Raw genomic sequence first — 22137 nt, 5'->3', positions numbered from 1 at the left:
TTCTCAGCCGGCGGCCGGCGGACGTGGCATGACGACGGGCCGGAAACCGTATTTGGGGATGGCGCGGCGAAGTCGCCTGCCGGTGCCGCCCACCGGCCCCGCGACGCCCCCGGGCCCGCCCGCCGCCGACGCCGCGTCGGTGAGACCGGTGACGCCGGTGGCGGGCACGGCGGCTTGACCGGGGTTGATCGTCGCGGCGTTGGCCCAGCCCTGCGGCACCGACAGCGACCCCACCAGCTGCGCGCGACCCATCCCGGCGGCTACCGGGGCCGATCCCCCCGTGCTGGCCGCCAGGTCGGCGGTCGCGGCGCCTTCGGCGTCGGCGGCGAAGTCCCCCAGCCCGCCCAGTGTGGTGGCGTGCTGCGCGGCCAGGACGCCCTGCACCGAGGAGATGATGAATTGCGGGTTGAACGGGCCGCCGGCGAGGGATCCGTTGACCACGGCGGTGCTGAAGAAGTTGCCGTTGGTGAAGGTTCCGAAGGCCGAGTTGTCCGAACCGCTCAACAGGCCGGCCAGCCCGGACGACGACACCGTCGACTGCACCGTTCCCGCCGGCGCCTGGGCGGCGTTGGTCACCGACGTAGCCTGGGCCGCAACACCTTCCGGGCTGGTGTTAGACCGTGGCGCCGTCATCGGTGTCAACCGTGTCGCCGCGGTCGAGGCGACGGCATACCCGTTCATCGCCGCGGCGTCCTGGGCCCACATCTGTCCGTACTCGGCCTCGGTGGCCGCGATGGCCGGGGTGTTCTGGCCGAAGACGTTGGTGGCCACCAACGTTGCCAGCTGCGCGCGGTTGGCCGCCACCACCGCCGGGGGCACCGTCATGGCGAATGCCGCCTCGTACGCGGTCGCCGCGGAGTTGGCCTGCGCGGCCGCCTCTTCGGCCCGGGTGGCGGTGTCGGTCAGCCAGGTCAGATACGGCGTGACCGCCGCGAGCATCGACATCGACGACGGACCGAACCAGTCGGCACTGGTCAGCTCCGAAATTACCGCGCCGTAAGAGGCCGCGGCGGAACGCATTTCGGCAGCCATGGTGTTCCACGCGGCGGCGGCCGACATCATCGGCGCCGATCCGGGTCCGGCGTAGATTCTGGCCGAATTGATCTCTGGCGGCAACGCCGCGAAGTCGATCACGGGTCCCCCCTTGAAGGTTCAGCGGGCCGCCGCCGCGTTCGCGGCCTCGGTGCCCGCGTACGATCCGGCGCTGGTCTGCAAGGTGGTCACGAACATCTCGTGGACCGCGGCCGCTTCGGCGCTGACCGCCTGAAAAGCCTGCCCGTGCTGGGCGAATCGCGCCGCGGCCAGCAGCGAGACCGGGTCGGCGGCGGCCGGGACGACGCCGGTCATCGGCGCGGAGTTGGCCCCGGTCTGGGCTGCCAGTGCGGTGCCGATCTGCTGCAAGCGGTCGGCGGCGGCATTCATGGCTTCCGGCTGTGCGGTGACATACATCATCGGAGTGCTCCTGTTCAGGCGCGAGCGAGCCCGAGGGCTCGGGAAGGTTCCGCGCGCGCGTCAGCGCCACCGATCGGCGCGCAGGCGCTCGGAGTAAAGTTGGCTATTTACAAGCCAATTCAGGCAAAAACGATGCCGAGGACGGATCGAAGCGACGTCGTCGTCGATCTGGAGTAAGGACTGTCATCGGGACTCAATCGCTCTCACCTCCTCAAGGCCGCGGCACGCGCGGGTGCCATAGGTTCGCACATGGGGAGGAGCGACCAGCCGAAATAGCCGGGCGCGGCACCCCTCTCGTCAGAGCTTCGGCACCACACGGCGTATCCGGCCGTCAAAAGCCGGAAGCCACTTGGGCTCAACCCTTAATCCGGGAGGAGCTGTCCTGACCCTGGGCGTCTTTCGACGTTCGAGGTCAGTGGCCTGTGTCCGTGCAGACGCCTCACCTAGCGAGGTGCTTGCATTGGCAATGGTGGCACTCGGGGGTCGGCGAGTCAAGCTGATCCACAACGCGATACCAACGGTTCACGCCCACGTCACCTCGGGGGAAGGCTAGGTGGTCTTCTTCTCTGCCACCGCCGCACTGAGGCCCTCGGCGAGGTCCTCGCGGGTCAGCTCCTTGAAACGCAGCAGCTGGCGCTCGCTGAACTCGGTCACGTCGCTGGCCAGCATGGCATCCAGGTCCTCGTCGTCCAGCCGGAAGCTGCGGTGATCGCGCGCCTTCTCCACCACGTTGCGCACGAAGCCGGCGTTGCCCAGCGTGTCGATGCCGCGGATGAGATCGCCGTCCTCCGAATAGCTTTCGTCGAGATAGAACTTGGTGTACGACGGCAGCAGCGCCTGCGCCGCTTCGTCGGTGATGACGTCCTCGTTCTCCTGGCCCATCAACCGGGTCAGCGCGACCAGTTCGTCCGGGGTGTAGCTGAAAAACTCGATCACGGTCGAAAAGCGCCGTCGCAGACCCTGATTCACCTCGAGCATCTTGTCCATGGCCTTGGCGTAGCCGGCGCCGAACACCACCAGCTCGTCGCGATGGTTCTCCATGTACAGCAGCAAGGTGTTGATGATCGCGTTCCCGTACGGGTCACCCTGCTGGTAGCCCTTCTCGTGCAGGGTGTGCATCTCGTCGAAGAACACCGCGCCGCCCAGGGCGCCCTCGAGCATCTCCTCGGTATTCTTCTCGGCGTCGGCCATGTATCGGCCCAACAGCTTGGTGCGGCTGGTCTCCACCACCAGCGGCTTGCGCAGCACCGTCAACCCGCACAGCTGCTTGGTGAAAGCCCTTGCCACCGAGGTCTTTCCGGTTCCCGGCGGGCCCAGCAGCAGGGTGTGGCGCGACGTCACCGGCACCGGGAGTCCCATCTTGGCGCGGGCCAGGTTCACCTTCGTCGTCGACTTGATCAGCTTGATCTCGCGCTTGGCCCGCTCCATGCCCAGCATGGCGTTGAGTTCGGCGTCGCCTTCGGCCAGGTACTTGGCCGCCTCCTCGGCGTGGCGGGCGGCTTCGGCCTCGGCGCGGGTGGGCGCGCTGTCGGGGTCCCACGGGTCGGTGCGGGCCTCGATCGTTTCCGGGTCGGTCAACACCAGCCGGTAGGTGGGGTTGTCCAGCGCTTCGCGGGCCGGGGTGAACTTGGGGTCGCGCGAATACACCCGCCGCAGCAGTTCGACGGCCTCGTCCTCGCGGCCCAGGTGCCGCAGGCACATGCCCTGGGTGTACAGGGCGATGTTGGCCGCGCCCGGCACCCGGTCGCCCTCGATGGCCTCCTGGCCGCGGCGCAGCGCCTCCTCGAACACCCCGAGCGAGGCCAGCGCCGTGGTGGCCATGGCCGCCCCGGCGGCCTTCAGCTCGGGCTGGCGCCAGCCCTTGCCCTCGGGGAACTGGTTGAGCACGTCCGGCCACCGGCCGGTGCGGAAGTACAGCACGCCGCGCACGTAGGAGAGCAGCTCTTCGTCCACCGGCTGGCGCGGTTCGACGCCGTCGATCAGTTTGGCCGCCTCGGCGTAGTGCTTCGCCTCGGCGAGCACCACGGCGTAGGCGCACGCTAGCGATTCCACGCTGGTGACGGCCAGCCGCAGGAACAGGCCGTCGGAAACCTCTGGGCGGAACTGCAATTCGGTGACGCCCAGGCGGCGGGTCTCCCAGCCGAACGTGCGGATGGAGGACCAGGCACCGGCCAGCACGTCGAGGCTCTGCTCCCCCGCCAGGATCCGCGCCAGCCAGGCGTCACACATGGTGGGATCCAGGTTGGTGGCGGTGGTGAACATCTGCGCCGCGACCTGTGGATTGTGGCTGGGCTGTAATCCGTTGACCGACACCCCCGATGCCAGCAGGCCGGCGACCATGGCGTTGCGGGCGCCCTCAGCGGTGGACTGCGGCCGCGTCATTGCGCCACGGGTACGCCCGCCGCGCTCTCCCGGGGTGCAGCGAGCGACAGCGACAGCTCGTCATCGTCGGCGCGCAGCGGACGGCTCGGCACCTCCAGCAGCGGCCGGGCGGTCGGGACGGGCAGGCTGGCCCGCACCGCGGCCAGCTGGCGCCCGGTGAGACGGTTCAGCCCCGACGAGATGTTCCGGCGCAGCCGCTTCTCGGTGTGGTAGCGCACCCACGCCGACACGTGCGGCCGGCCGGCGCGGGCGGTCAGCCGGATGGTCAGCACGGTGGCGAAGGTGTCGTCGTCCCACAGCTCCTCGAGCTTGTCGGTGGTGATGTCGGACGGCGACAGCCACAGGCTCGTCACGAACCCGTTGAAGTGCTTGAGGCGGCGCCACCCGGGGCGGCTCCAGGTCGGTTCCAGGTCGGCCAGCACCGCCCGGTCCACCTCGGCGATCTCCTCGGCGGTCAGCGGGCGGGCCGCGCAGGTCAGCCCGTCGAGATCCTGGGCCAGCCGTTCGGTGGCCGCCACCAGCGTCGAGGCCAGCGAATCGCGGGCCGCCACCGCTGCGACGTTGCGCTGCGGGTTCATCCGCAACACCAGCCAGGTCCGGCGAATGTAGGAGGCGGGTTCGTCGCCGACCACGTCCCACTCCTCGGGGCCGAAGTCGTCGAGCTTCGACAGCTCGGCGGACCTGGCGTCGGGACCGCCCCGCCGGACCTTGACCGACACGATGTCGATGTCGTCGAGGTGGATGTCGAATTGGCGCAGCCCCGAGGCGACGGCCGCCACCAGCAGGGTCGGGGACGCGGCGCGGTGCCGATGCCGCGACCCCGTCTCGTCGTCGCCGCCGTTGACGGCGATCACCGAGACGAGTTGGCCTTTGTACTCGCGCACCCCGACCTTGTCGCGGCCGAACCGGCGCTGGTGGTCCAGGGCCGGCGTGCAGCCCGCGGCCAGCGCGGAGCCGGGATCGGCGGACCAGTCCCACAGCCAGGTGGCCAGCCCCGACGCCACCGTGATGCCGTGGTAGGTCACCAGCGACAGCAGCGTCACCAGCACGGCCAGCCCGACGCCGACCCAGAACGCGATGCGATAGGTGCCCTGCCAGGATTCCGGGCAGTGGCTGGCCACCACCATGATCACGATGTCGACCAGAAACACCGTGGTCAGCCGGGGCCACGTCAAGGACAACCCCAATCTGCGCTGAGCCTTCATCTGTCTTGCTGCTCCGCCCCTATTGCTGCCTGCGCGATCGCTTCATCAGCATCGCCGTACCGAACACTGCGCCGCCGATCAGGAGCGCCCCGAACAATCCTCCGGCCGCCACCCATATTGGCACCATATCCCGGCGCGGGACCGGTTTCGGAATGGTCAGCGGCGCCGAGAGCTGCTGCGGCGGCTTGACCGGCCCGTCGGGCACGTCCCAGGTCAGCGCCGCGACCGGGTCGACGATCCCGTGACCGACCTGGTTGTCCACCCCGCGCGCGGGCGCCCGGGCGGTCCGCGTCAGCCGGTTGATCACCTGGTACGCCGACAGCTGCGGGTATTTGGCGCGAACCAGCGCCGCCACCCCGGACACGATCGCCGCGGAGAAGCTGGTGCCGGACGGGACCAGCAGGGTGTTGTCCGGCCCGTCGATGGCGTTGATCAGCCCGTCGTCGCGGGGTGAGAGTCCGACGACGTCGGTGCCGGGCGCGGCGATTCCCACCCACGGGCCGGCCACGCTGGTCGACGCCTGCCCCTGGTTGCCCTGGCTGAGCGGGTGGCCTTCGGTGTCGACCGCGCCGACCGTGAGCACGTAGTCGCTGAACCAGGACGGCGTCACGACGGTGGTGACGGAGTTCCAGTTGCGAGGATCGTTGGGCTGCAACGGATCATGCGGCGGGTTCTGTTTGCAGTCCTTCTTGCTGGTGTCCCCGGCCGCGGCGACGATGACGGCGTTCTTGTCGACCGCCGCGTAGCGCACCGCGGCGCCCAGCGCCCGCTGGTCGATGATGTTGCGGGCGCTCATGCAGGTCACGTCGGAGATGTTGATCACCGACGCGCCCATGTTGGCGGCGTGCACGATCGCGCGCGCCATCGTCTGCACGTTGTCGATCTTGGCCTGCGTCTGGGGATCCTCGTCGCCGGTGTAGGCGTCCTTGAGGCCGAACGCCTGGCTGGATTGCCGGATCGCGATGATGTCGACGTCCGGGGCCACCCCGCTGAACGCGTCGGGGCCCGGCTTGGGCGGCGCCGGCGGCGGCGGGTCGAGCGGGCGCGGGCCGCGCAAGTTGTCGACGTTGGTCACCCGGGCGGCGCCCGCGTGGCCCGGGATGGTCACCGTGCCGCCGCCGTGGTTGCCGGCCGGGGCCTGCCCGCCCTGCGGCGGCCCGGGCGGTGGTCCGGCCGGAGCGGGTCCTGCCGCCGGCGGCGGGGGCGGCGCCCCGAACGGTCCCGGTGGTGGCTGTTGCTGTTCCTGCGACGGCGGGGGCGGGACCATCGTCACGGTCTGCGGCAGCGGCGAGAGCGTCACCGTCTGCGGCGGCGGCGCTTTGGGCGGCGGCTCGGTGGTGGGGATGGTGACCGGTTTGCGCGGCGCCGCCGGCGGGACGCCCGCGCCGTCGGCCGACGCCGCCCCGATCATCGAGGCCACCAGGGTGCCGTGCGCGTCGCAGTCGGACAGGCCGTCGCCGGACATGATGTAGTCGCCGCCCGGGATCAGGTGCGGAAACCGCGGGTGCGGGGTGACGCCGGTGTCGATGACGGCCACCTTCTGGCCGGCCCCGCGACCGAACTGCCAGGCCTCCTGCAGGTTCAGCATGTCCATGTACTTGGGCTGCAACCGAAAATCGGTGCCCGGCAGCACGCCGACCTCGGTGCAGTACGAGTTCTGCTTCATCGGCGCGCCCGGACCGGGCGGTCCGTCCGGCGGCACCGCCGCGGGGTCGATCGTCGGCGGCGAAATCGCGGCGGCCGGCGGCAGTCCGGCCAGCGCGCCCGACGCGAGCAACAGGGCGGCCAGGGCCGCGGCGGACGCGCGGCCGCGCCACACGTTGGCCTCAGCGGTAGCGGATCGCTGCATAGACATTCATCAACCACAATGCCAGCGGGAAGATCGGCATCAGGCAGAGGTATTCGATCCATTCCACGAACTTGCGGAACAGCGGGCTGTAGACGGTGTTCGGCACCACGGCCGCCGACGTCAGGCCCGCCACCGGCACCAGCACCAGGATCGCGGCGCTGATCGAGACCGCGAGCGGCGACTGCAGCACCAGCGCGTAGCGCACCACCACCGCGCCGACGATCAGCACCGCCGTCCCGGCCAGGGTGATGGCCTGCCAGCGGTCGACGTAGGAGCGGCCGCGCAGCAGCAGGAAGCCCGCGCAGAAACCGGCCAGCAGCACCGGCAGCCAGCGTTGCCCGGTGCGCGGGTCCGACAGCGCGGTCAGCGAGACGACCATCAGCACGCCGAGCCCGATCAGCAGGCCCGACAGGAAGGAACGGGCACGCTCGGCCTGGGTCAGCACGTCGCGCACCGAGGCGGGACCCTCCAGCACCGGCGGGCCGCCGTCGGACCGCACCACGGTGGTGGGCAGGTCGGGCCGGGCCTCGAACACCCAGCGGCTGGTGGCCGACGGGAAGACGGGCAGCCGGATGCCGGCCAGCCGCCGCGAGATCGCCGGCGCGCTCTGGTAGATCAGCACCGACACCAGCACCACGCAGGTCAACAGCGTCACCGCGCCGGTCATCGCGACCATGCGGGCCAGGGCGGCCACCGCCGCGATGGCGCTGACGGTGACGATCGCGGTGTAGATCGCCAGCCGACGCCCGGTGAACCGCAACGCCAGCACCGCGGCAATGGTCAGCACGCCGAAGCCCAGTACGGCCTGGGGCGAGCCCACGCCCCCGGGTGGCGCGGCCGCGGCGGCGACCGACACCGGCGCCAGGCTGCTCAGCAGCAGGGTGTCGCCCACCCGCCGCTCCTGCTGGGTGGTGGCGCGCATGAGCAGCAGCACCGACACGCCGAGCATCAGCACGCCGATCACGCCGGCGTAAACGGTCGGCAACCAGGAGTTGTGGTGCCAGCGCCACCAGCCGAGCAGGCCGGACGCGGCGGTCACGCCGACGGCCACCATGGTGGCACCGACCTGCACGGCGACCACCGGGTCGATGGCGGCGAAGCGCTTGCTGAGGTTGGCCGCGACGGCGGTGGAGATGTGCTCGATGACCTGTGAGCGGTGTTCGGTGTCCGGGATGAACCGGATCCACAGCCGGTCGCCGTCGTAGACGTCCTGCTCGCTGAGCGACTGGGTGGCCCGCAGCGGCGAGCCGTCCACCAGGCACAGCGCCCAGCGGCCCCGGCCCGTGGCCTCCAGCGGGGTCTCGCCGAGCTCGCGCAGCCGACTGTTGACCACCTTGAGCAGCGGCTCGGTCATCACCGAGACCGGGGCGTTGGCGTCCAGCAGGACGCCGATCTGCACACCCGCGCCGGCCATCACGCCGACGACGACCGCCTGGGGCTGCGAGATGCCCTCTACGTCAGGCTGTGGTACTTCAACAACCGCAGTCATCGCCTTGCACTCCCTACCGTGATGAATGTGTGGGCCCACGCCGCCAATCGGGCGCGGGCCGGTTCCGGCCTCCTCGAGGCGTCGCGGACCCCCGCACAGTGCATTCCGATCAACTGGAATTCCATCTGCCTCGCCTTGCGATCAAGAGTTCTGGTGGACACCGGTTCAAAATTTGCTGATGTCTGAGAGAAGTATGCCGTGTCCGCAGCTCAACCGCATGTTGAGCGCAAGACATTGACGAAATCCGTATTTGGTGTGGGTCACACCCTGCTGTGGGTTTTCCACTCCCCGTAGGGAAGTGTGTCCAGCACGGTTTTGACGCCCACCTGGACCAGCTGCGGGGTGGCCGGGCAGATGGCCAGCCACGCCTCGCCGGAGCCCGCGGTCCGGGCTTGCTGGTAGAGCGCGATGCGGCCGCCGGAGCCGTCTTTGAGCGACAGCACCGAGGCGCTCGGGCCTTTGGCGTCGTCCTGGTACTGGCGGGCGTACACCGCGACCTCGGCGGCGGGATCGGACAGCGCCTGGCCCAGCGCGGCCACCGTGGCGGCGCTGATGCCCATCCGGCGCAGGTCGCCGCCGGAGAACACGTTGAAGCCGGACTCCTGCCACGACTTGGTCGCTTCCAGCATCTCCTCCAGCGGCACGTTGACCGCGTTGATGGCGGCGGGCTCGGCGTGGTGGATGGATTCCAGCGCGTCGATCACCAGGGACGCGATCGAGGCGCTGTCGGCGACGGCGACGTCGTCGACGGTGATCTCACCGCCCACCCGGACCGCCGACACCCAGTGCTGGCCGCGGCGGGCCAGCACCACCCGGAACTCGTTGTCCGGGATGTCGCGGGACCCGGGCGGCTGGTTCTGGTCGTCGATGACGCCGTAGGCCAGCTTGCCGCGGGACAGCAGCGCGATCACCTCGAGGTCGGGCGCCGCGAGCACCCGCATCCGCGCGGCGACCTGCTCGTTGACCTGGTCGCCCTCGACGATGCCCTGCTCGCGCATCACCGCCATCCCGGGATGGTCGTTGAGCCAGTCGTTGGAGTCGGTGGAGACGTACGGCCGGCACCGCAGCTCCGGCGCGACGTGCCGGATGTCCAGCAACGCCTGGAGCATCCAGAAACCGTCGACGTTGACCGTGATGTCGGTGCGGGTGCTCTGTTGGTCCATCAATTCCTCAATTGGTCGCTGACCGGCTCAAGCGTCAAATTGCACGATAACCGCAGGACGCGGCAGCACACCGACGGGTGGTGTGCTGCCGCGCCTGAAGTGAAGGCGTCAGGCCCAGCTGGACCCGACGGCGCTGTCGGTGCTGGCCATGTTGCTGCCCGCGGTCTGGACCTTCTGGCCGTGGGCGTTGGCCTGCTCGTAGATCACCTGGAAGTTGCGACCCAACTGGGTGATGAACTCCTGGCAGGCCACCGAACCGGCACCGCCCCAGAAGTCACCGGCAGCCAGCACATCACGAATGATGGCCTGGTGCTCGGCCTCCAGGGACGCGGCCTGGGCGCGGATGAGCGCACCGTGGGCGTCGACATCGCCGAACTGGTAGTTGATGCTCATAGCGATTGCTCCTTAAAAGTGTTGGACGGCAGCAGTTCTGGGCTAGCTGCTGAGGATCTGCTGCGAAGCCTGCTCTTGCTGCTCGTAGTTGTTGGCGTCGCGGATCAGCCCGTCACGCACCCCGTGCAGCATGTTGACGATGTTGCGGAAGGCCTGGTTGACCTGACCCATCGTGTCGTACGAGGTCGCCTGGGCCTGACCACTCCAGCCCGCACCGGCGATGTTCATCGACGACGCCCACATCTTGCGGGCCTCGTCCTCCACGGTCTGGGCGTGCACCTCGAAGCGGCCCGCCATCGCCCGCATTTCGTGCGGGTCGGTCATAAAACGTGTTGCCATCTCGGCTGTCTCCTTATTACGTGATTACTGGATGTGATTACGACGGTGGCCGGATCGATTACGTGTTAGGCAACCGCCGAGCCGAATATGTAGAAATGACCCCCCCTTCCCGTCAGCCGGCGGCCACCGGGTGTTGTCACGGTGCGACGGACGTCAAACCCGAACCGCGGCGTTTGAGTTGACGGTGTGCGCTGGGCGGCTGCGTTGGAACCCACGTCGGTGACGACCTGCCCCAAGCCCCGAACCGGCGATCCGGATCAGAGGGCCGCTGCGGCGTTGGCTGCTTCGGTTGCCGCGTAGGAACCGGAGCTGGTCGACAGGGTGTTGACGAACGCCTCGTGGATGGCGGCGGCCTGGGCGCTCACTGCCTGGTACATCTGCGCGTGCGCGGCGAACTGGGCTGCGGTCAGCGCCGAGACCTCGTCGGCAGCGGCGGGTACCACCCCCGTCGTTGGGGCTGCAGCGGCCGCGTTCTGGGCGCTCAAGGTCGACCCGATAGCCTGCAGGTTCCCGGCCGCCGCGGCCAGAGCCTCCGGCTGTGTGGTCACGAACGACATATTTTCCCTCCTAGTTGGATCCCCGACTCTGCGAGATTAGATGACAGCGAGCCGCGAAGTCGCCGCGGAAACGGCGTGTTTGCAATTGTTCACTTGGCGGTACGGCGAATTCACTTTTGGTAACGACACAGTAACAGCGCCTGACCTCGACCGCTGCCCTTCGCGCGACGGTCATGGCAAACGCTACCAGCCCCCGGTCGAAAACGTTGCTGGTAATTCGTCACACCGGCTGCGCGGCCACGTCGGCCGGCGTAAAAATCCGGCGGCCGATTAACTCGCGGCTCGAGTCGATGTGTGGGTGTTTCCCGCTGGCGTGTCGCTGGTACCTCCTTTCGCCCGTTTCGGACCGCTGAGTGCAGCGGTGCTCGGCCAATTCCGGATGACACTGGGTGTGGGTTATCCGGCGAAGGGTGGTCGGGCCATGACGGTGGGGCGGAAGCCGTATTTGGGTCCGGCGGCACCGTGGCCACCCGCCCCGGCACCCGCCAGGGGCATGCCGCCGAGCAGGTTGCCCGGTCCCCCGGCCGCCTCGGGCGCCGCGCTGATGCTGCTGACCGGAATGGCATGCCCCAACGCCGGTGTGGCCGGGGCACCCGACCAGGCCACCGGCACCGACAACTTGCCCCCGATCGAACCCGCACCGCCCAACGCCGCCACCGGATGCGCCGCGGCCGCACCACCACCGAGCATGCCGCCCAACCCCCCCAGGCCGGGCAACGCCTTGGCCGCCGCCGGAGCCGCCCCACCAATGGCCCCCACCGACTTGGCGATCTGGGTGAACGTGTTGGCCATACCAGTACTGAAGTACGGCAACCCCTCCGTGTTGTAGAACAGGCTGGCGAACGGGCTGTAGCCGTTGACGGCACTACCCAGGCTGGTCGGCAACGTCGTCTGGCCGGTGAGCAGGAACCAGATCTCCGAGAGCGGATCGGTGCTGGTGGTCGAGGCCGCCGTGGTGGCCGCCTTGGTCGCCGTGGTCGAACTCGACGCCGGCTGGGCCAGCGACTGCAACGCCTTGGTGGTGTTGGTCGAGGTGGAATTGGCCGTCGCAGTGCTGACCGCCGCACTCTGGGCAGCCTGCCCCGACGGATTGGTCACCTGCGGCGCCTTCTGAAACGGCGTCACCTTACTCGCCGACGCCGACTGCCCCGCATAGCTATACATCGCCGCCGCATCCTGGGCCCAATACTCCCCATACTGCGCCTCCAACTGCGCAATCAACGGCGTGTTCTGCCCCAACACATTCGTCGCCTGCAACTGCGAGACCTGCATCCGATTCGCCGCAATCAACGGCGGCGGCACCGACGCCGCCAACGCCGCCTCATACGCCGCCGCCGCCGCCCGCGCCTGGCTGGCCGCCTCCTCAGCCTGCGCCGCCGTCGTACTCATCCACCCCACATACGGCGCCACCGCCGACGCCATCGACGCCGACGCCGACCCCAACCACTCCTCACTGGCCAGCGCCGTGACCACCTTGTCATAACTCAACGCCGCCGCATTCAACTCCGCCGCCAACGAACTCCACGCCGACGCCGCAGCCACCAACGAACCCGACCCCGGACCCGAATAAATCCGCGCCGAATTGAACTCCGGCGGAAACGTTCCGTAATCCAACATCATTGACTCCTTAACCAGCCGCGGCCGCGTTGGCCGCTTCAGTCATCGCGTAGGACCCGGAGCTGGTGCTCAGGGTATGGACGAACACTTCGTGGACCGCCGCGGCGGCCAGCGCCTCGGGCGCTGTGGTGACGAATGACATTGAGGTTCCTGCCTTTCGATGCGGCCCGGCGCCCGTGCCGGAGTGGTGTGCGGGTGGACTCGGTCGTGTTGAGGTGGGCATGGGCGTCATCCGGCCGAGGGTGGGCGGGTCAGGACGCTGTAGCGGAAGCCGTATTTGTTGACATAGCCCGCGGCCGCGCCGCGCCGGCCCAGCGCCCCCACCGGCATGCCGCGCAACAACCCGTTGGCCGCACCCCCCGGGGCCCCGCCGGCCGCTGCCTGCACCGCGCTGCCCTCCTCGGAGACCGCCGGGCTGACCGCCGAGGTCAACGTCGCCCACTGCTGAGGCACCGACAACGCCCCCGCCCGGCCCGCGCCGGCCGAGACCGCGCTGACATGGCTCGCCCCGCCCACACTGCCCAGATTGCCCAACCCCAAGCTGGCGAACTGCGGCGTCGGATACCACGCACCCCCGGCACCCGCCGTGCTACCACCGGGACCGGACACCAGCTGCTGGGCCAGCTGCGACCAGAACGCCGTGATGCCGTTCGAGAAGTAACCCAGCCCGGAGGTCTGTTTGAGCATCACCGTGTAGAAGGTCGGACTCAGTCCGAGGTAGTTGTTGGTGGGGGTGGGCAGCCCGGACTGCTGCAGGTTCTGCAACGCACTGGTCAGCCAGGTGAACGGCCCGGTCTGCGAGGCACTGCTGCTCGAGGCCTGCGTCGCCGCCTGCGACGTGCCCGCCGACAACGCCTGCGGCGTGGCCAGCTGCGAGGACGTGTTGGCCGCGGTCTGCGCGGTGCTACCCGCGGGCTGGGCCATCGCCTGGCTCACCGCGGCGGCCTGGTCGGATTCGCCCTCGGGTGCGGTCGTATTCGGCGGTGCCGCAAAGGGACTCAACGTCGACGCAGTCTGCGACGCCGCCGCATACCCATACATCGCCGCAGCATCTTGAGCCCACATCTCCATGTACTGCGCCTCAGTGGCCGCGATCGCCGGCGTGTTCTGCCCAAAGAAATTCGTCGCCACCAACGTCGCCAACAACACCCGATTCGCCGCAATCACCGGCGGCGGCACCGTCATCGCAAACGCCGCCTCAAACGCCGCCGCCGCCGCCCGACCCTGACTAGCCGTCTCCTCAGCCTGGGCCGCCACCGCACTCAACCACCCCACATACGGAGTAATCGCCGACACCATCGACAACGACGCCGGACCCACCCACGGCCCACTGGTCAACTCCGCAATCACCGAGTGATAACCACTGGCCGCAATCCCCAACTCCGCGGCAACCTCATCCCACGCCGCCGCCGCAGCCATCAACGGCCCCGACCCCGGACCCGCATACATACGACCAGAATTGATTTCGGGCGGTAACGCTCCGAAGTCAAACACCGTGTCGTCCTCCTCAGTCGGCCGTGATCGCAGGCAATCTCGGCTGGCGCATGGGAATCAGTGGTGGCCGTGGTCACGGCTCTGTAAGCGACGCCACCGGTCGGTCGCTGCCCCCGGAACCAGCCCGTGGCAGGAGCGGTCCGCCCCCCATCGGTCGAGCCGGCCGGCGCATGCTGACCAAGTGGCTGCGTCCGCAAAGGTGGTGGGCCACCACGCTTCTGCGACGTCTGGTCAGGAACGACATGCACCTTCTGCCTCGGCCAATCCCGTCATCAGCAACCGAGCGACAGCCCGTTTGTGTGCCCGAACTGCCGCTCGGCACTGAGATTAGTTCGTTATGCGGCGAACTCCGACACGCAAAGGCATCTGTTCATCAATGGCCAGCCACTGTTCATTCCCGGTCGGCAGGAGTTCATGCGGGGCAACGGATTGTTCATTTTCCGTTTGCCTTCGACGGGTCTCGCGACCGGCGTTGTGGTCAGTCTTCTTCGAGAATCAGCGCCATTTCCGGGCAGGAGGCGACGCCGTCCCGGGTCGCTTGCTCGTCTTCGGGTTTGACCTCGTGCTCAGCCAGAATCGAGTAGCCGGACTCGTCGATGGGAAAAAGGTCCGGGTCGACGGCGTAGCACTGCGCGTGGCCCACACATTTGGACTGCTCCAGACGAACCCTCACGGGCCTTCCTCCTTTGGCGAGCTTCGGCGAGCTTTGGCGAGCCGATCGGGACTTTGCGAACGACTGACAATGCGCTTGGCGCTCCGATATCGGCGCCCGATATCGATGTCCGATATCAAGGTTAGTCGGCCGGTAAAGTGGCGAAGGTGTTTGGCCGACCCGGACCGGGTGCGCGAATGCCTCGAATTGGTTCGGGCAGGCGAATTCGTGTTGGGTTGCCGCGCAGGCAATATGGACATGCACCCCGACAGATGACCGGAGATCCGAGCGCATGAGCGAAGGCCAATACGGCACCTTCCACCTACCCCGGCTGGATTTTGCCACGTTGCCGATGAGCGTCGATCGCGGTCTGGGGTGGAAGACGTTGCGCGACGCCGGACCGGTGGTGTTCATGAACGGCCACTACTACCTCACCCGCCGGGAGGATGTGCTGGCGGCGCTGCGCAACCCGAAGGTGTTCTCGTCGACGGTGCTGCAACCTCCCGGACATCCGCTGCCAGTGCTGCCGTTGGCATTTGACCCGCCGCAGCACACCCGCTATCGCAAAATCCTGCAGCCGTACTTCAGCCCGCACGCGCTGGGCAAGTCCCGGCCGGTGCTGGAGCGCCATGCCGCAGAGATGATCGCCGCGCTGGCCGACCGTGGCGAGTGCGAAGTGATGGCGGATTTCGCGCACCTGTATCCGTTCCAGGTGTTCATGGACCTCTACGGCCTGCCGCTGCAGGATCGCGACCGCCTGCTCGACTGGAAAAACGCCGTCGTCGGCGAGAAGCCGTTCGTCACCGAGTCCGACGTCGAGAAGTCCGAGCAACTGCTGGCCTATCTCGCGGACGCGATCGCCCAGCGCCGGCAGCACCCCGGCACCGACATGCTGTCGCAGGTGATGACCGGCGAGGGCAACTTCACCGACATCGAATTGCTGGGAATGAGCCACCTGCTGATCCTGGCCGGGCTGGACACCGTGACCGCGGCGATCGGTTTTTCGCTGTTCGAGCTGGCGCGCCGGCCGCAGCTGCGCAAGGAACTTCGCGACAACCCAAAGCAGACAAGGGTTTTCATCGAAGAGATCGTCCGCTTGGAGCCGTCGGCGCCGGTGGCCCCGCGGATCACCACCGAATACGTCGAAGTGGGCGGCATGACGTTGCCGCCGGGCACCTCGGTGCGGTTGTGCATGGCCGCGGTCAACCGCGACGACAGCGACTCGATGTCCACCAATGAACTGAACATGGACGGAAAAGTGCACCGGCACTGGGGTTTCGGTGGCGGCCCGCATCGCTGCCTGGGATCGCACCTGGCCCGCATCGAGCTGACCGTGGTGGTCGCCGAGTGGCTCACCCAGATCCCGGATTTCGAGCTGCCCGACGGTTACGAGCCGGTGATCAATTACCCCTCAAAGAGTTTCGCGCTCAAGGAGTTGCCGCTGCACTGGGGCTGAAAGACCCGCCCCGGTGCAGCGGCACCGTCCCTGCTTGCCGAACTACTTGCGGAATTCGGTCGCGGCGACCTGAACGAACACGCCGGTGTCCTCGGCCATCAGCAGGCCACGGCCGCGGGGCAGCGGACCGCCCTTCATCTTGCCGCGGATGAATCCCTCGTCGGGGTCGGCGTCCATCACCAGCAGCGGCGCGTTGGCCTGGGCCAGCGCCCGCAGCATCGGGTCGCTGCCGGCCGACGACCACCCACCGAAGGTGCGAGTGACGATGACGTGCAGGCCGACGTCGGCGGCTCGGGTCACCCAGGGCGCGGCCTTGTGCAGCGGCGAGTCGAATCCCGCCGGCAGCTGTTGGATGTCGTCGACGATCAGGAAGATCTCCGGGCCGCTCCACCAGTTGCGCGACAGCAGCTCCTCGGCGGACAACCCCGGCGGCGGCTCGCGGCCGGCCAGCGCCGCGGCGAGTTCGCCCATCATGGCCTGCACACCGTCCAGGTTGTAGGCGAACTTCTCGACGTAGTCCGAGCCGAGCGTGGTCAGCAGCTGGCGGCGCGGGTCCACCAGCCATACCTGCGCCGACGGCTGGCCCGCGGGCGGCGTGGGCGCGCTGCTCGCTCCGGGCGCGTACAGCCGGCCGATTTCCTTCATGATGGTGGCCAGCGTCGTGGTGCGCCCACATTCGCGGCGGCCGGTCACCATCAGGTGCGCGTTCTCGTCGAAGTTGAGGTACACCGGCGACAGGTCCAATTCCGAGATGGCCCAAGCGATTCCGCCCGCACCGACGCCCTGGCGGGTGTCCTGGGCGGCCAGCTCGCGCAGCTGGTCCAGGCCGAACGTGGCCGGCAACCGGCGCACCGGCGGCGCCTGGCCGGTGGCGAGCCGGCTCACGGCTTCCACCACGCTGTCGGACTCGAACCGGTTGTCCGGCGTGCTGGCCAGCGCGGGCCGGGCCACCAGGGTGTGCAGACCCGACTGCGGGTCGGCGTCCAGGCGGACGTAGTTGACCGCCACCATGCCGCGACCCGGCTTGACCGGAACGTCCTTGGCGAACCGGGACCGCACCAGCTTTGCGTCCTCCACGGCGGCCAGCCGCAGCTCGACCCGGGAGCCGAAGCCGCTGCGCACCGGCGGCCGCAGCTCGGATTCGCGATCGGCGGTGACCACCACGTGCACCCCGAACGAGGGGCCCTGGTTGATGATCACGTTGACCTGCTCGATCAACACCTCGTTCTCTTCGGCCAGCGCCCGGTAGTTGTCGACCACCAGGTAGACGTCGCCGAACCCGTCGTTGGGGACCGGGCCGGGTTCGCCGCCGAACTTGCGCCGCCGGAACACCTCCATCGAGGGGATCCCGTACTCGAGGAAGCTGCGTTTGCGCTCCCGCACCAACGCGAGCAGTTCGGCCACCGTGCGGCGGACGCCGTACGGGTCGGTCGGACCGACCACCTCGCCGACATGGGGCAGCCGGGCCACCGTGGTCAGCGCGGTGCTGCTGTAGGCCAGGCAGTAGAACTGGACCTGCTCGGGGGTGTGGGTCAGCGCCGCCGAACAGATCAGCGTCTGCAGCGCGGTCGTCTTCCCCGAGCCGCCGGCGCCCAGGATCAGCACGTTGGCGCCGGGCCCCGACGTGTCGACCGTCCACGGCGGCTGGTCGTGCTTGAACGGGCGGTCGATGATGCCGATCGGGAACACCAGGTCCCGCGCGGTGCCGTAGTCCTGCTGCCAGGGGTGGCCGAGGAACCGGTTCACCAGCTCGTCGATGGCGATCGGCTGGTCCAGCGGCGGCTGCCAGAGCCGGTACGGCTGGAAGTCGATCTTGCGCAGCTGGTCGATGATCACCGTGCCGACCTTGGGCGTGCGGATGCCTTCCACGTCGTCGTCGTCCGGCCCCTCGATCTCGGGCATGTCGGCGCCGGCGGCCGGGATGGCCGGGACGGTGACGTCGGGTCCCCCGACGCTGACTTCCAGCGGGGTGAACGAGTTGGTGAACAGCTGCGGGCGGACGTAGTCGATGCTGTGCACCAGCGCCGGCGCCTCTTCCCCGTCGTCGCTGATGCCGCGGGGGAAGTAGTCGCGCCACAGGAATTCGGCCTGGAACCGGACGATGTCCTCCAGGCTGCGGCGGAAGTATCCCAGGCCGGCCTGGGCGGGCAGGTTGACCGCGTTCGGCACCCCGGCCGCCTGGGCGGCACCGGCGGTGCGCGCCTTGAGCACCAACCGGTAACCCATGTTCTCCATGAGCTTTTCGGCGCGGCTTTCGATGGTCTGCGAGGCCATCATCAGATGGATCCAGTAGGCGCGGCCCTGCCGGCCGATCGAGTCGAGCACGTCCACGGCGGTCGGCATGATGCGGAACCACTCGTAGAACTCGTCGATGACCACCACCAGCATCGGCAGCGGCGGCATGTCCTGGCCGCGGGCCCGCATCCGGGCCCGGACGGCGTTGTACTCCTTGGCGTCGTCGACGCCGGCGCTGTCGCAGATGGCCTTGCGCCGGGCGATCTCGCCCCACAGCGCGTCCAGGAAGCGTTCCATCAGCGCCTGGTCCTCTTCCAGGTCGGTGATGATCCGCGAGACGTGCGGCACCCCGGCGAACGGCTTAACCGCCGACCCACCCTTGAGGTCGGCCAGCACGAACTGCAGCTCCTCGGGCGGGTGGCTGAGCATCAGCGATTCGATCACCGTGCGCACCAGGGTCGACTTACCCGAACCGGTGGTTCCGGACATGACGCCGTGCGGGCCGTCGCCGCCCTCGTCCAGTGACTTCATGTCCAAGAACAGCAGCTCGCCGTTGTCGGAGCGCACCCCGAACGGGGCGCGCAGCCGCGACCGGCCCATGGTGTCGGTGCGGCCGCCCCACAGCGCATCGAAGTCGATGTTGCCGGGGTCTTCAATCCCGTAGTAGGACAAGATGTCTCGGGCGCCGATGTGCGCCACCCGCTGGCCGATCTCCTCGTAGGCCTCGGCGAGCCGCCAGCGGGCCAGCTTCTGCGCGAACTCCTCCGCCTCGGCGACGCTGAGGTGGTCGGTCAGGGCGAAGAACCACGGCTTCTCGTCGATCACCATCCAGGTGTCGCGGTCGCGGGGCAGCGCCTCGATGACGCCCTTGTCGTCGAACCGCAGCGTGCGCTCCGGGACGCTGCTCCACATGGACGAACCGGTCAGGTCGAAGAATGTCACCCCGTCGACACCTTCGGCGCTGATCACGTATTCCCATTGCGGGTCGACGGCGTCGGCGATGATCACGGTGTGCGGTGTCGGGGTCTGGGCCGACGAGCTGGCGTGCCGGGGCGTGAATGATCCACGGCCGGCGAACAATTCGGCCTGCTCGGCGGCGAACTCGCGCACCGAGCTGTACACCATGCGGGCGTTGCCCGCGGCGTCCTGGCGGCGCGGATCACCGAAGTGGGGCAGCCATTTCACCCAGTCCCACTCGTCGAGGTCGGAGCTGACCACGATCATCCGCACATGGTCGGGCCCGTGCGAGAAGGTCAGCTGGCAGATGATGGCCCGCATCAATTCCAGCACCTGCTCGCGGTCTCCGGCCAGCGAGTACCAGGGCTCGACCAGCAGCGAGATCATCTTGGGCAGGTTGTAGACGACGCTCTGGTAGCGGCCGAACTCCTGCAGCGCCTTACCGGTCACCGGCTCCAGCTCGATATCGGTGGGCATGTTCTGCGGCTCACCCCAGGTCACCTCGGGGCGGGTCATGCCGACGCCCACCCGGACCACGCCGAAGTTGAGGTCCTTGCCGTCGGGCTTGCGTTCCCACATCCGCGGCGACCCGACCGCGGCGGCCAGCGTGGTGGGCGCGGGGTGGAACCAGCGGTAGTTGGCGTCCATGCTGTCGGCCGACTCGTGCGCGGTCTCGCGCAGCATGTCCAGCATCAGCATGAACTGGGCGCGCATCGAGTCCAGCTTGGGCCGGCTCATCTGCTGCTGGCCGCCGAACCGGCCGCCGAACATCATCATCGCGACGCCGCCGATCATGAAGATCGGGAAGATGGCGCCGGCGCCTCCGAACACGTGCGAGCCGCTGGCGAAGGTCATGCCGACCATGCCGATCAGCAGGCCGACCACCAGGACGCCGACCACCACGAGCCACCACGGCTTGCCCTCCGGCGGCGGGATGCTCAGCGGGGTGGGTAGGACGATGTTCTCCGGCTTGATCACCGGGGGCTTTTCCGGTGTGGGCCGGGCAAATCCACGTTTCACTTGGGTACCGCCAACTCTGCAGGGGACATGTCCATCGGTAGCGTGTCGTGCTGCACCAGCGCATCCGCGCGCGACAGGGTCGGACCCTGCGGCAGCAGCCGCAGCGCCACCCACGGCGCCACGCTGGGTTTGGTCTTCAAGCCCAGCGCCTCTCGCACGTCGCGGGTGTCGTCGACCCCGAACCGGGCGCCGGCATCGGTGAGCCACCACAGCGATTCGGTCGTCTTGGCGCCGGGATCGTTCCCGGTGACCGCCACGAAGTTCGCATAGTCGGGCCCGAAGAAGACCTGATCGGCCTCGCGGCCCGTGGTGTCGGCCTTGACCAGCGACACCACCTTATTGACGTCCTTCTGCGCGACCGGGATGGTCGCGCCGGACACCACCTGGACCCGGGCCCGGTTCTCACCGGAGGTCTTCTGCCACCACCAGCACGTCGCCGGGTTCTCCCGGATGTCCATCACGTTCAGCGGCGCGTCCGGGTAGGAGGACAGGTCCAGCTTGTTGACCACCGGCATCTTCGCCAGGGCCGACGGTTCCACGGTCACCGGTTTGGTGTTGCCCGGCCCGGCGTTCTGCAGGATCTGGGCCACCAGCGGCGGAAGTGTCTGCACACCGTCGGCCAGCACCAGCGAATACTGTTGCGGCCCACTGATTTGCGGGGTGACCAGCACGGTGCCGATGGGTCCGGGCGCACCGGGGAAGGAGGCCGCACCACCGGCGTTCTGGATCTGCGGCACCGTCAGTTCGGGGCCCACCGGCAGCGCGTCGTACAGCGCGCGGCTCATCGGCTTGGCCATGCTGACCTGTTCGGGCGTCAGCCCCAGCGGCAGCAGCACCGAACGGTTGGTGGCATCGATCCGGGAACGGCGGCCGTCGCGGATCACCCAGGCGTCCCCGCCGTAGTTCAGCACCACCGCGTCGGACCCGGTCAGCACCTTGCGGTGATTGCTCAGGTCCGGGGCGCCGTCGATCACCGTCACCGTCACCCCGGACGGCGCGCCGGCGCCGGTCGAGTTGGACACGGTGTCGCAGACCAGCCACGACGAGGTGGACGGGCCGGTGGGATGGAAGTTGGACGGTGCGCCCGGGATACCCACCATCGGGCCGCGGGGCAGGCTGGCGATCTGGTTCGACTTGACCAGGTGCGGGTTGTCGGGACGGCCGGTGATCAGGCGCGCCGACGCCAGGTTCAGCGCCGGATACAGCCGGTCCCCGACCCGCACATACAGGGCGCCCGAGTCGCGGTCGGCGATGATCGGCGAGTCCCCGACCTGACCGGCCGGGCTGATGAACGACCACAGCAGCGCGCCCAGGCAGATCACGAGCGCCGCCGACACCGAGGCCACCACGGCGAGGTTCTGCCGCCTCCCCGGCTCGACCTCCATCCGCACCCGCCAGCGAGTCAGCGCCATCGCGGTCCGGCGGGCAAGGAACTGATAGCCGGTCACCTGCGTCCGCGTCGACAGCCCGAGGCCGTAACCCGACCCGCGCTGCCCGCGACTCTCTTCCGCCACTAATTCACCATCCGGTTTGCTAACACGCCTGGATATTGTCCATCTCGCGAATTACTTCCGACCACCCGTGACAACGGTAAGGCACCTGCACGGACCTCGCCACGCGGCGCCGAAGCGCACTCAGTTCCACATCTGTTCATGCACCCGAATCCGGTGCCGGTCACCGTGCCCGATCCACCGCCGCACCACCGGCCGACGGTGCGGTTGCGCTGGCGGTATTCCCTCCCCCACGGATCGGCCGACCGGATTCTCGTCAGTCTCCTCCACCGCATCGTAATGGGCCGCGGGCGTCTCGTCCTGTCGAACGACGACGGGCCCGCCCGCGGCCCGGCCGGGTGAACGGTCGGCGGCCGTTCAGCAAAC

General features: G+C 68.7%; 16 protein-coding genes, 1 pseudogene and 1 riboswitch. Of the genes and pseudogenes, 1 reads left to right on the top strand and 16 read right to left on the bottom strand.

What is annotated here, in order from left to right:
- Nucleotides 1–3: 3 nt before the first annotated feature.
- The 14 genes and pseudogenes from MAA44156_RS07455 to MAA44156_RS07390 all read right to left on the bottom strand — a co-directional run bounded on the left by MAA44156_RS07455 (nt 4) and on the right by MAA44156_RS07390 (nt 14613).
- Entirely contained in the window at nt 4–1134 is a 1131-nt protein-coding gene (locus MAA44156_RS07455) for a PPE family protein (RefSeq protein ID WP_009977049.1), read from the bottom strand.
- Between the two features lie 18 nt (nt 1135–1152).
- On the bottom strand, nt 1153–1452 hold the full coding sequence (locus MAA44156_RS07450; protein ID WP_011725130.1) for a PE family protein: 300 nt from the start codon (nt 1450–1452) through the stop codon (nt 1153–1155).
- Between the two features lie 282 nt (nt 1453–1734).
- A riboswitch (M-box (ykoK) riboswitch) is annotated at nt 1735–1910 on the bottom strand.
- Between the two features lie 91 nt (nt 1911–2001).
- Entirely contained in the window at nt 2002–3834 is a 1833-nt protein-coding gene (gene eccA5, locus MAA44156_RS07445) for a type VII secretion system ESX-5 AAA family ATPase EccA5 (RefSeq protein ID WP_009977054.1), read from the bottom strand.
- Nucleotides 3831–5039, bottom strand: coding sequence for a type VII secretion protein EccE (gene eccE, locus MAA44156_RS07440; protein WP_023880096.1), 1209 nt, complete (start codon nt 5037–5039; stop codon nt 3831–3833). The genes eccA5 and eccE overlap by 4 nt, the downstream gene beginning before the upstream one ends.
- 19 nt (nt 5040–5058) lie before the next feature.
- Complete coding sequence (mycP5, locus tag MAA44156_RS07435; RefSeq protein ID WP_033726327.1) at nt 5059–6888, bottom strand: type VII secretion system ESX-5 serine protease mycosin MycP5; 1830 nt, start codon at nt 6886–6888, stop codon at nt 5059–5061.
- Nucleotides 6866–8377 carry a type VII secretion integral membrane protein EccD gene (eccD, locus tag MAA44156_RS07430; RefSeq protein ID WP_023866051.1) on the bottom strand — a complete coding sequence of 504 codons (1512 nt, stop codon included), beginning with the start codon at nt 8375–8377 and terminating at the stop codon, nt 6866–6868. Before eccD ends, mycP5 begins: the two co-directional genes overlap by 23 nt.
- Before the next feature lie 260 nt (nt 8378–8637).
- Nucleotides 8638–9540 carry an ESX secretion-associated protein EspG gene (locus MAA44156_RS07425; protein ID WP_003877890.1) on the bottom strand — a complete coding sequence of 301 codons (903 nt, stop codon included), beginning with the start codon at nt 9538–9540 and terminating at the stop codon, nt 8638–8640.
- Nucleotides 9541–9648: 108 nt separating this feature from the next.
- On the bottom strand, nt 9649–9933 hold the full coding sequence (locus MAA44156_RS07420) for a WXG100 family type VII secretion target (protein WP_003874405.1): 285 nt from the start codon (nt 9931–9933) through the stop codon (nt 9649–9651).
- Nucleotides 9934–9975: 42 nt separating this feature from the next.
- Nucleotides 9976–10272 (bottom strand): WXG100 family type VII secretion target, encoded by a 297-nt coding sequence (locus tag MAA44156_RS07415; RefSeq protein ID WP_003874404.1) that lies wholly within the window; start codon nt 10270–10272, stop codon nt 9976–9978.
- A 257-nt stretch (nt 10273–10529) separates the two neighbouring features.
- Nucleotides 10530–10829 (bottom strand): PE family protein, encoded by a 300-nt coding sequence (locus MAA44156_RS07410; RefSeq protein ID WP_003876474.1) that lies wholly within the window; start codon nt 10827–10829, stop codon nt 10530–10532.
- 396 nt (nt 10830–11225) lie between these two features.
- On the bottom strand, nt 11226–12449 hold the full coding sequence (locus tag MAA44156_RS07405) for a PPE family protein (protein ID WP_011725138.1): 1224 nt from the start codon (nt 12447–12449) through the stop codon (nt 11226–11228).
- Between the two features lie 7 nt (nt 12450–12456).
- Nucleotides 12457–12552, bottom strand: a pseudogene (locus MAA44156_RS07400) (PE domain-containing protein); the annotation flags it as partial.
- Between the two features lie 122 nt (nt 12553–12674).
- Entirely contained in the window at nt 12675–13940 is a 1266-nt protein-coding gene (locus MAA44156_RS07395; RefSeq protein ID WP_029248492.1) for a PPE family protein, read from the bottom strand.
- A 478-nt stretch (nt 13941–14418) separates the two neighbouring features.
- Nucleotides 14419–14613, bottom strand: coding sequence for a ferredoxin FdxE (locus MAA44156_RS07390; protein WP_003876470.1), 195 nt, complete (start codon nt 14611–14613; stop codon nt 14419–14421).
- A gap of 271 nt (nt 14614–14884) precedes the next feature.
- Between MAA44156_RS07390 and MAA44156_RS07385 the strand changes: the two genes are divergently transcribed.
- Complete coding sequence (locus tag MAA44156_RS07385; RefSeq protein ID WP_003876469.1) at nt 14885–16048, top strand: cytochrome P450; 1164 nt, start codon at nt 14885–14887, stop codon at nt 16046–16048.
- Between the two features lie 42 nt (nt 16049–16090).
- On the opposite strand, the gene MAA44156_RS07380 is transcribed toward MAA44156_RS07385, so the two are convergent.
- Together MAA44156_RS07380 and eccB are read right to left on the bottom strand one after the other, a co-directional pair.
- Nucleotides 16091–20260 (bottom strand): type VII secretion protein EccC, encoded by a 4170-nt coding sequence (locus tag MAA44156_RS07380; RefSeq protein ID WP_009977069.1) that lies wholly within the window; start codon nt 20258–20260, stop codon nt 16091–16093.
- The gene (gene eccB / locus MAA44156_RS07375) at nt 20257–21774 is read right to left on the bottom strand and encodes a type VII secretion protein EccB (RefSeq protein ID WP_003876467.1); all 1518 of its coding nucleotides are present in this window, start codon (nt 21772–21774) and stop codon (nt 20257–20259) included. The genes MAA44156_RS07380 and eccB overlap by 4 nt, the downstream gene beginning before the upstream one ends.
- Nucleotides 21775–22137 lie beyond the last annotated feature (363 nt).

The organism is Mycobacterium avium subsp. avium (genome assembly GCF_009741445.1).
In the GTDB taxonomy this organism is placed as follows: domain Bacteria; phylum Actinomycetota; class Actinomycetes; order Mycobacteriales; family Mycobacteriaceae; genus Mycobacterium; species Mycobacterium avium.
The sequence above is the reverse complement of the archived record's forward strand: the minus strand, read 5'-3'. Positions and strand labels throughout refer to the sequence as shown.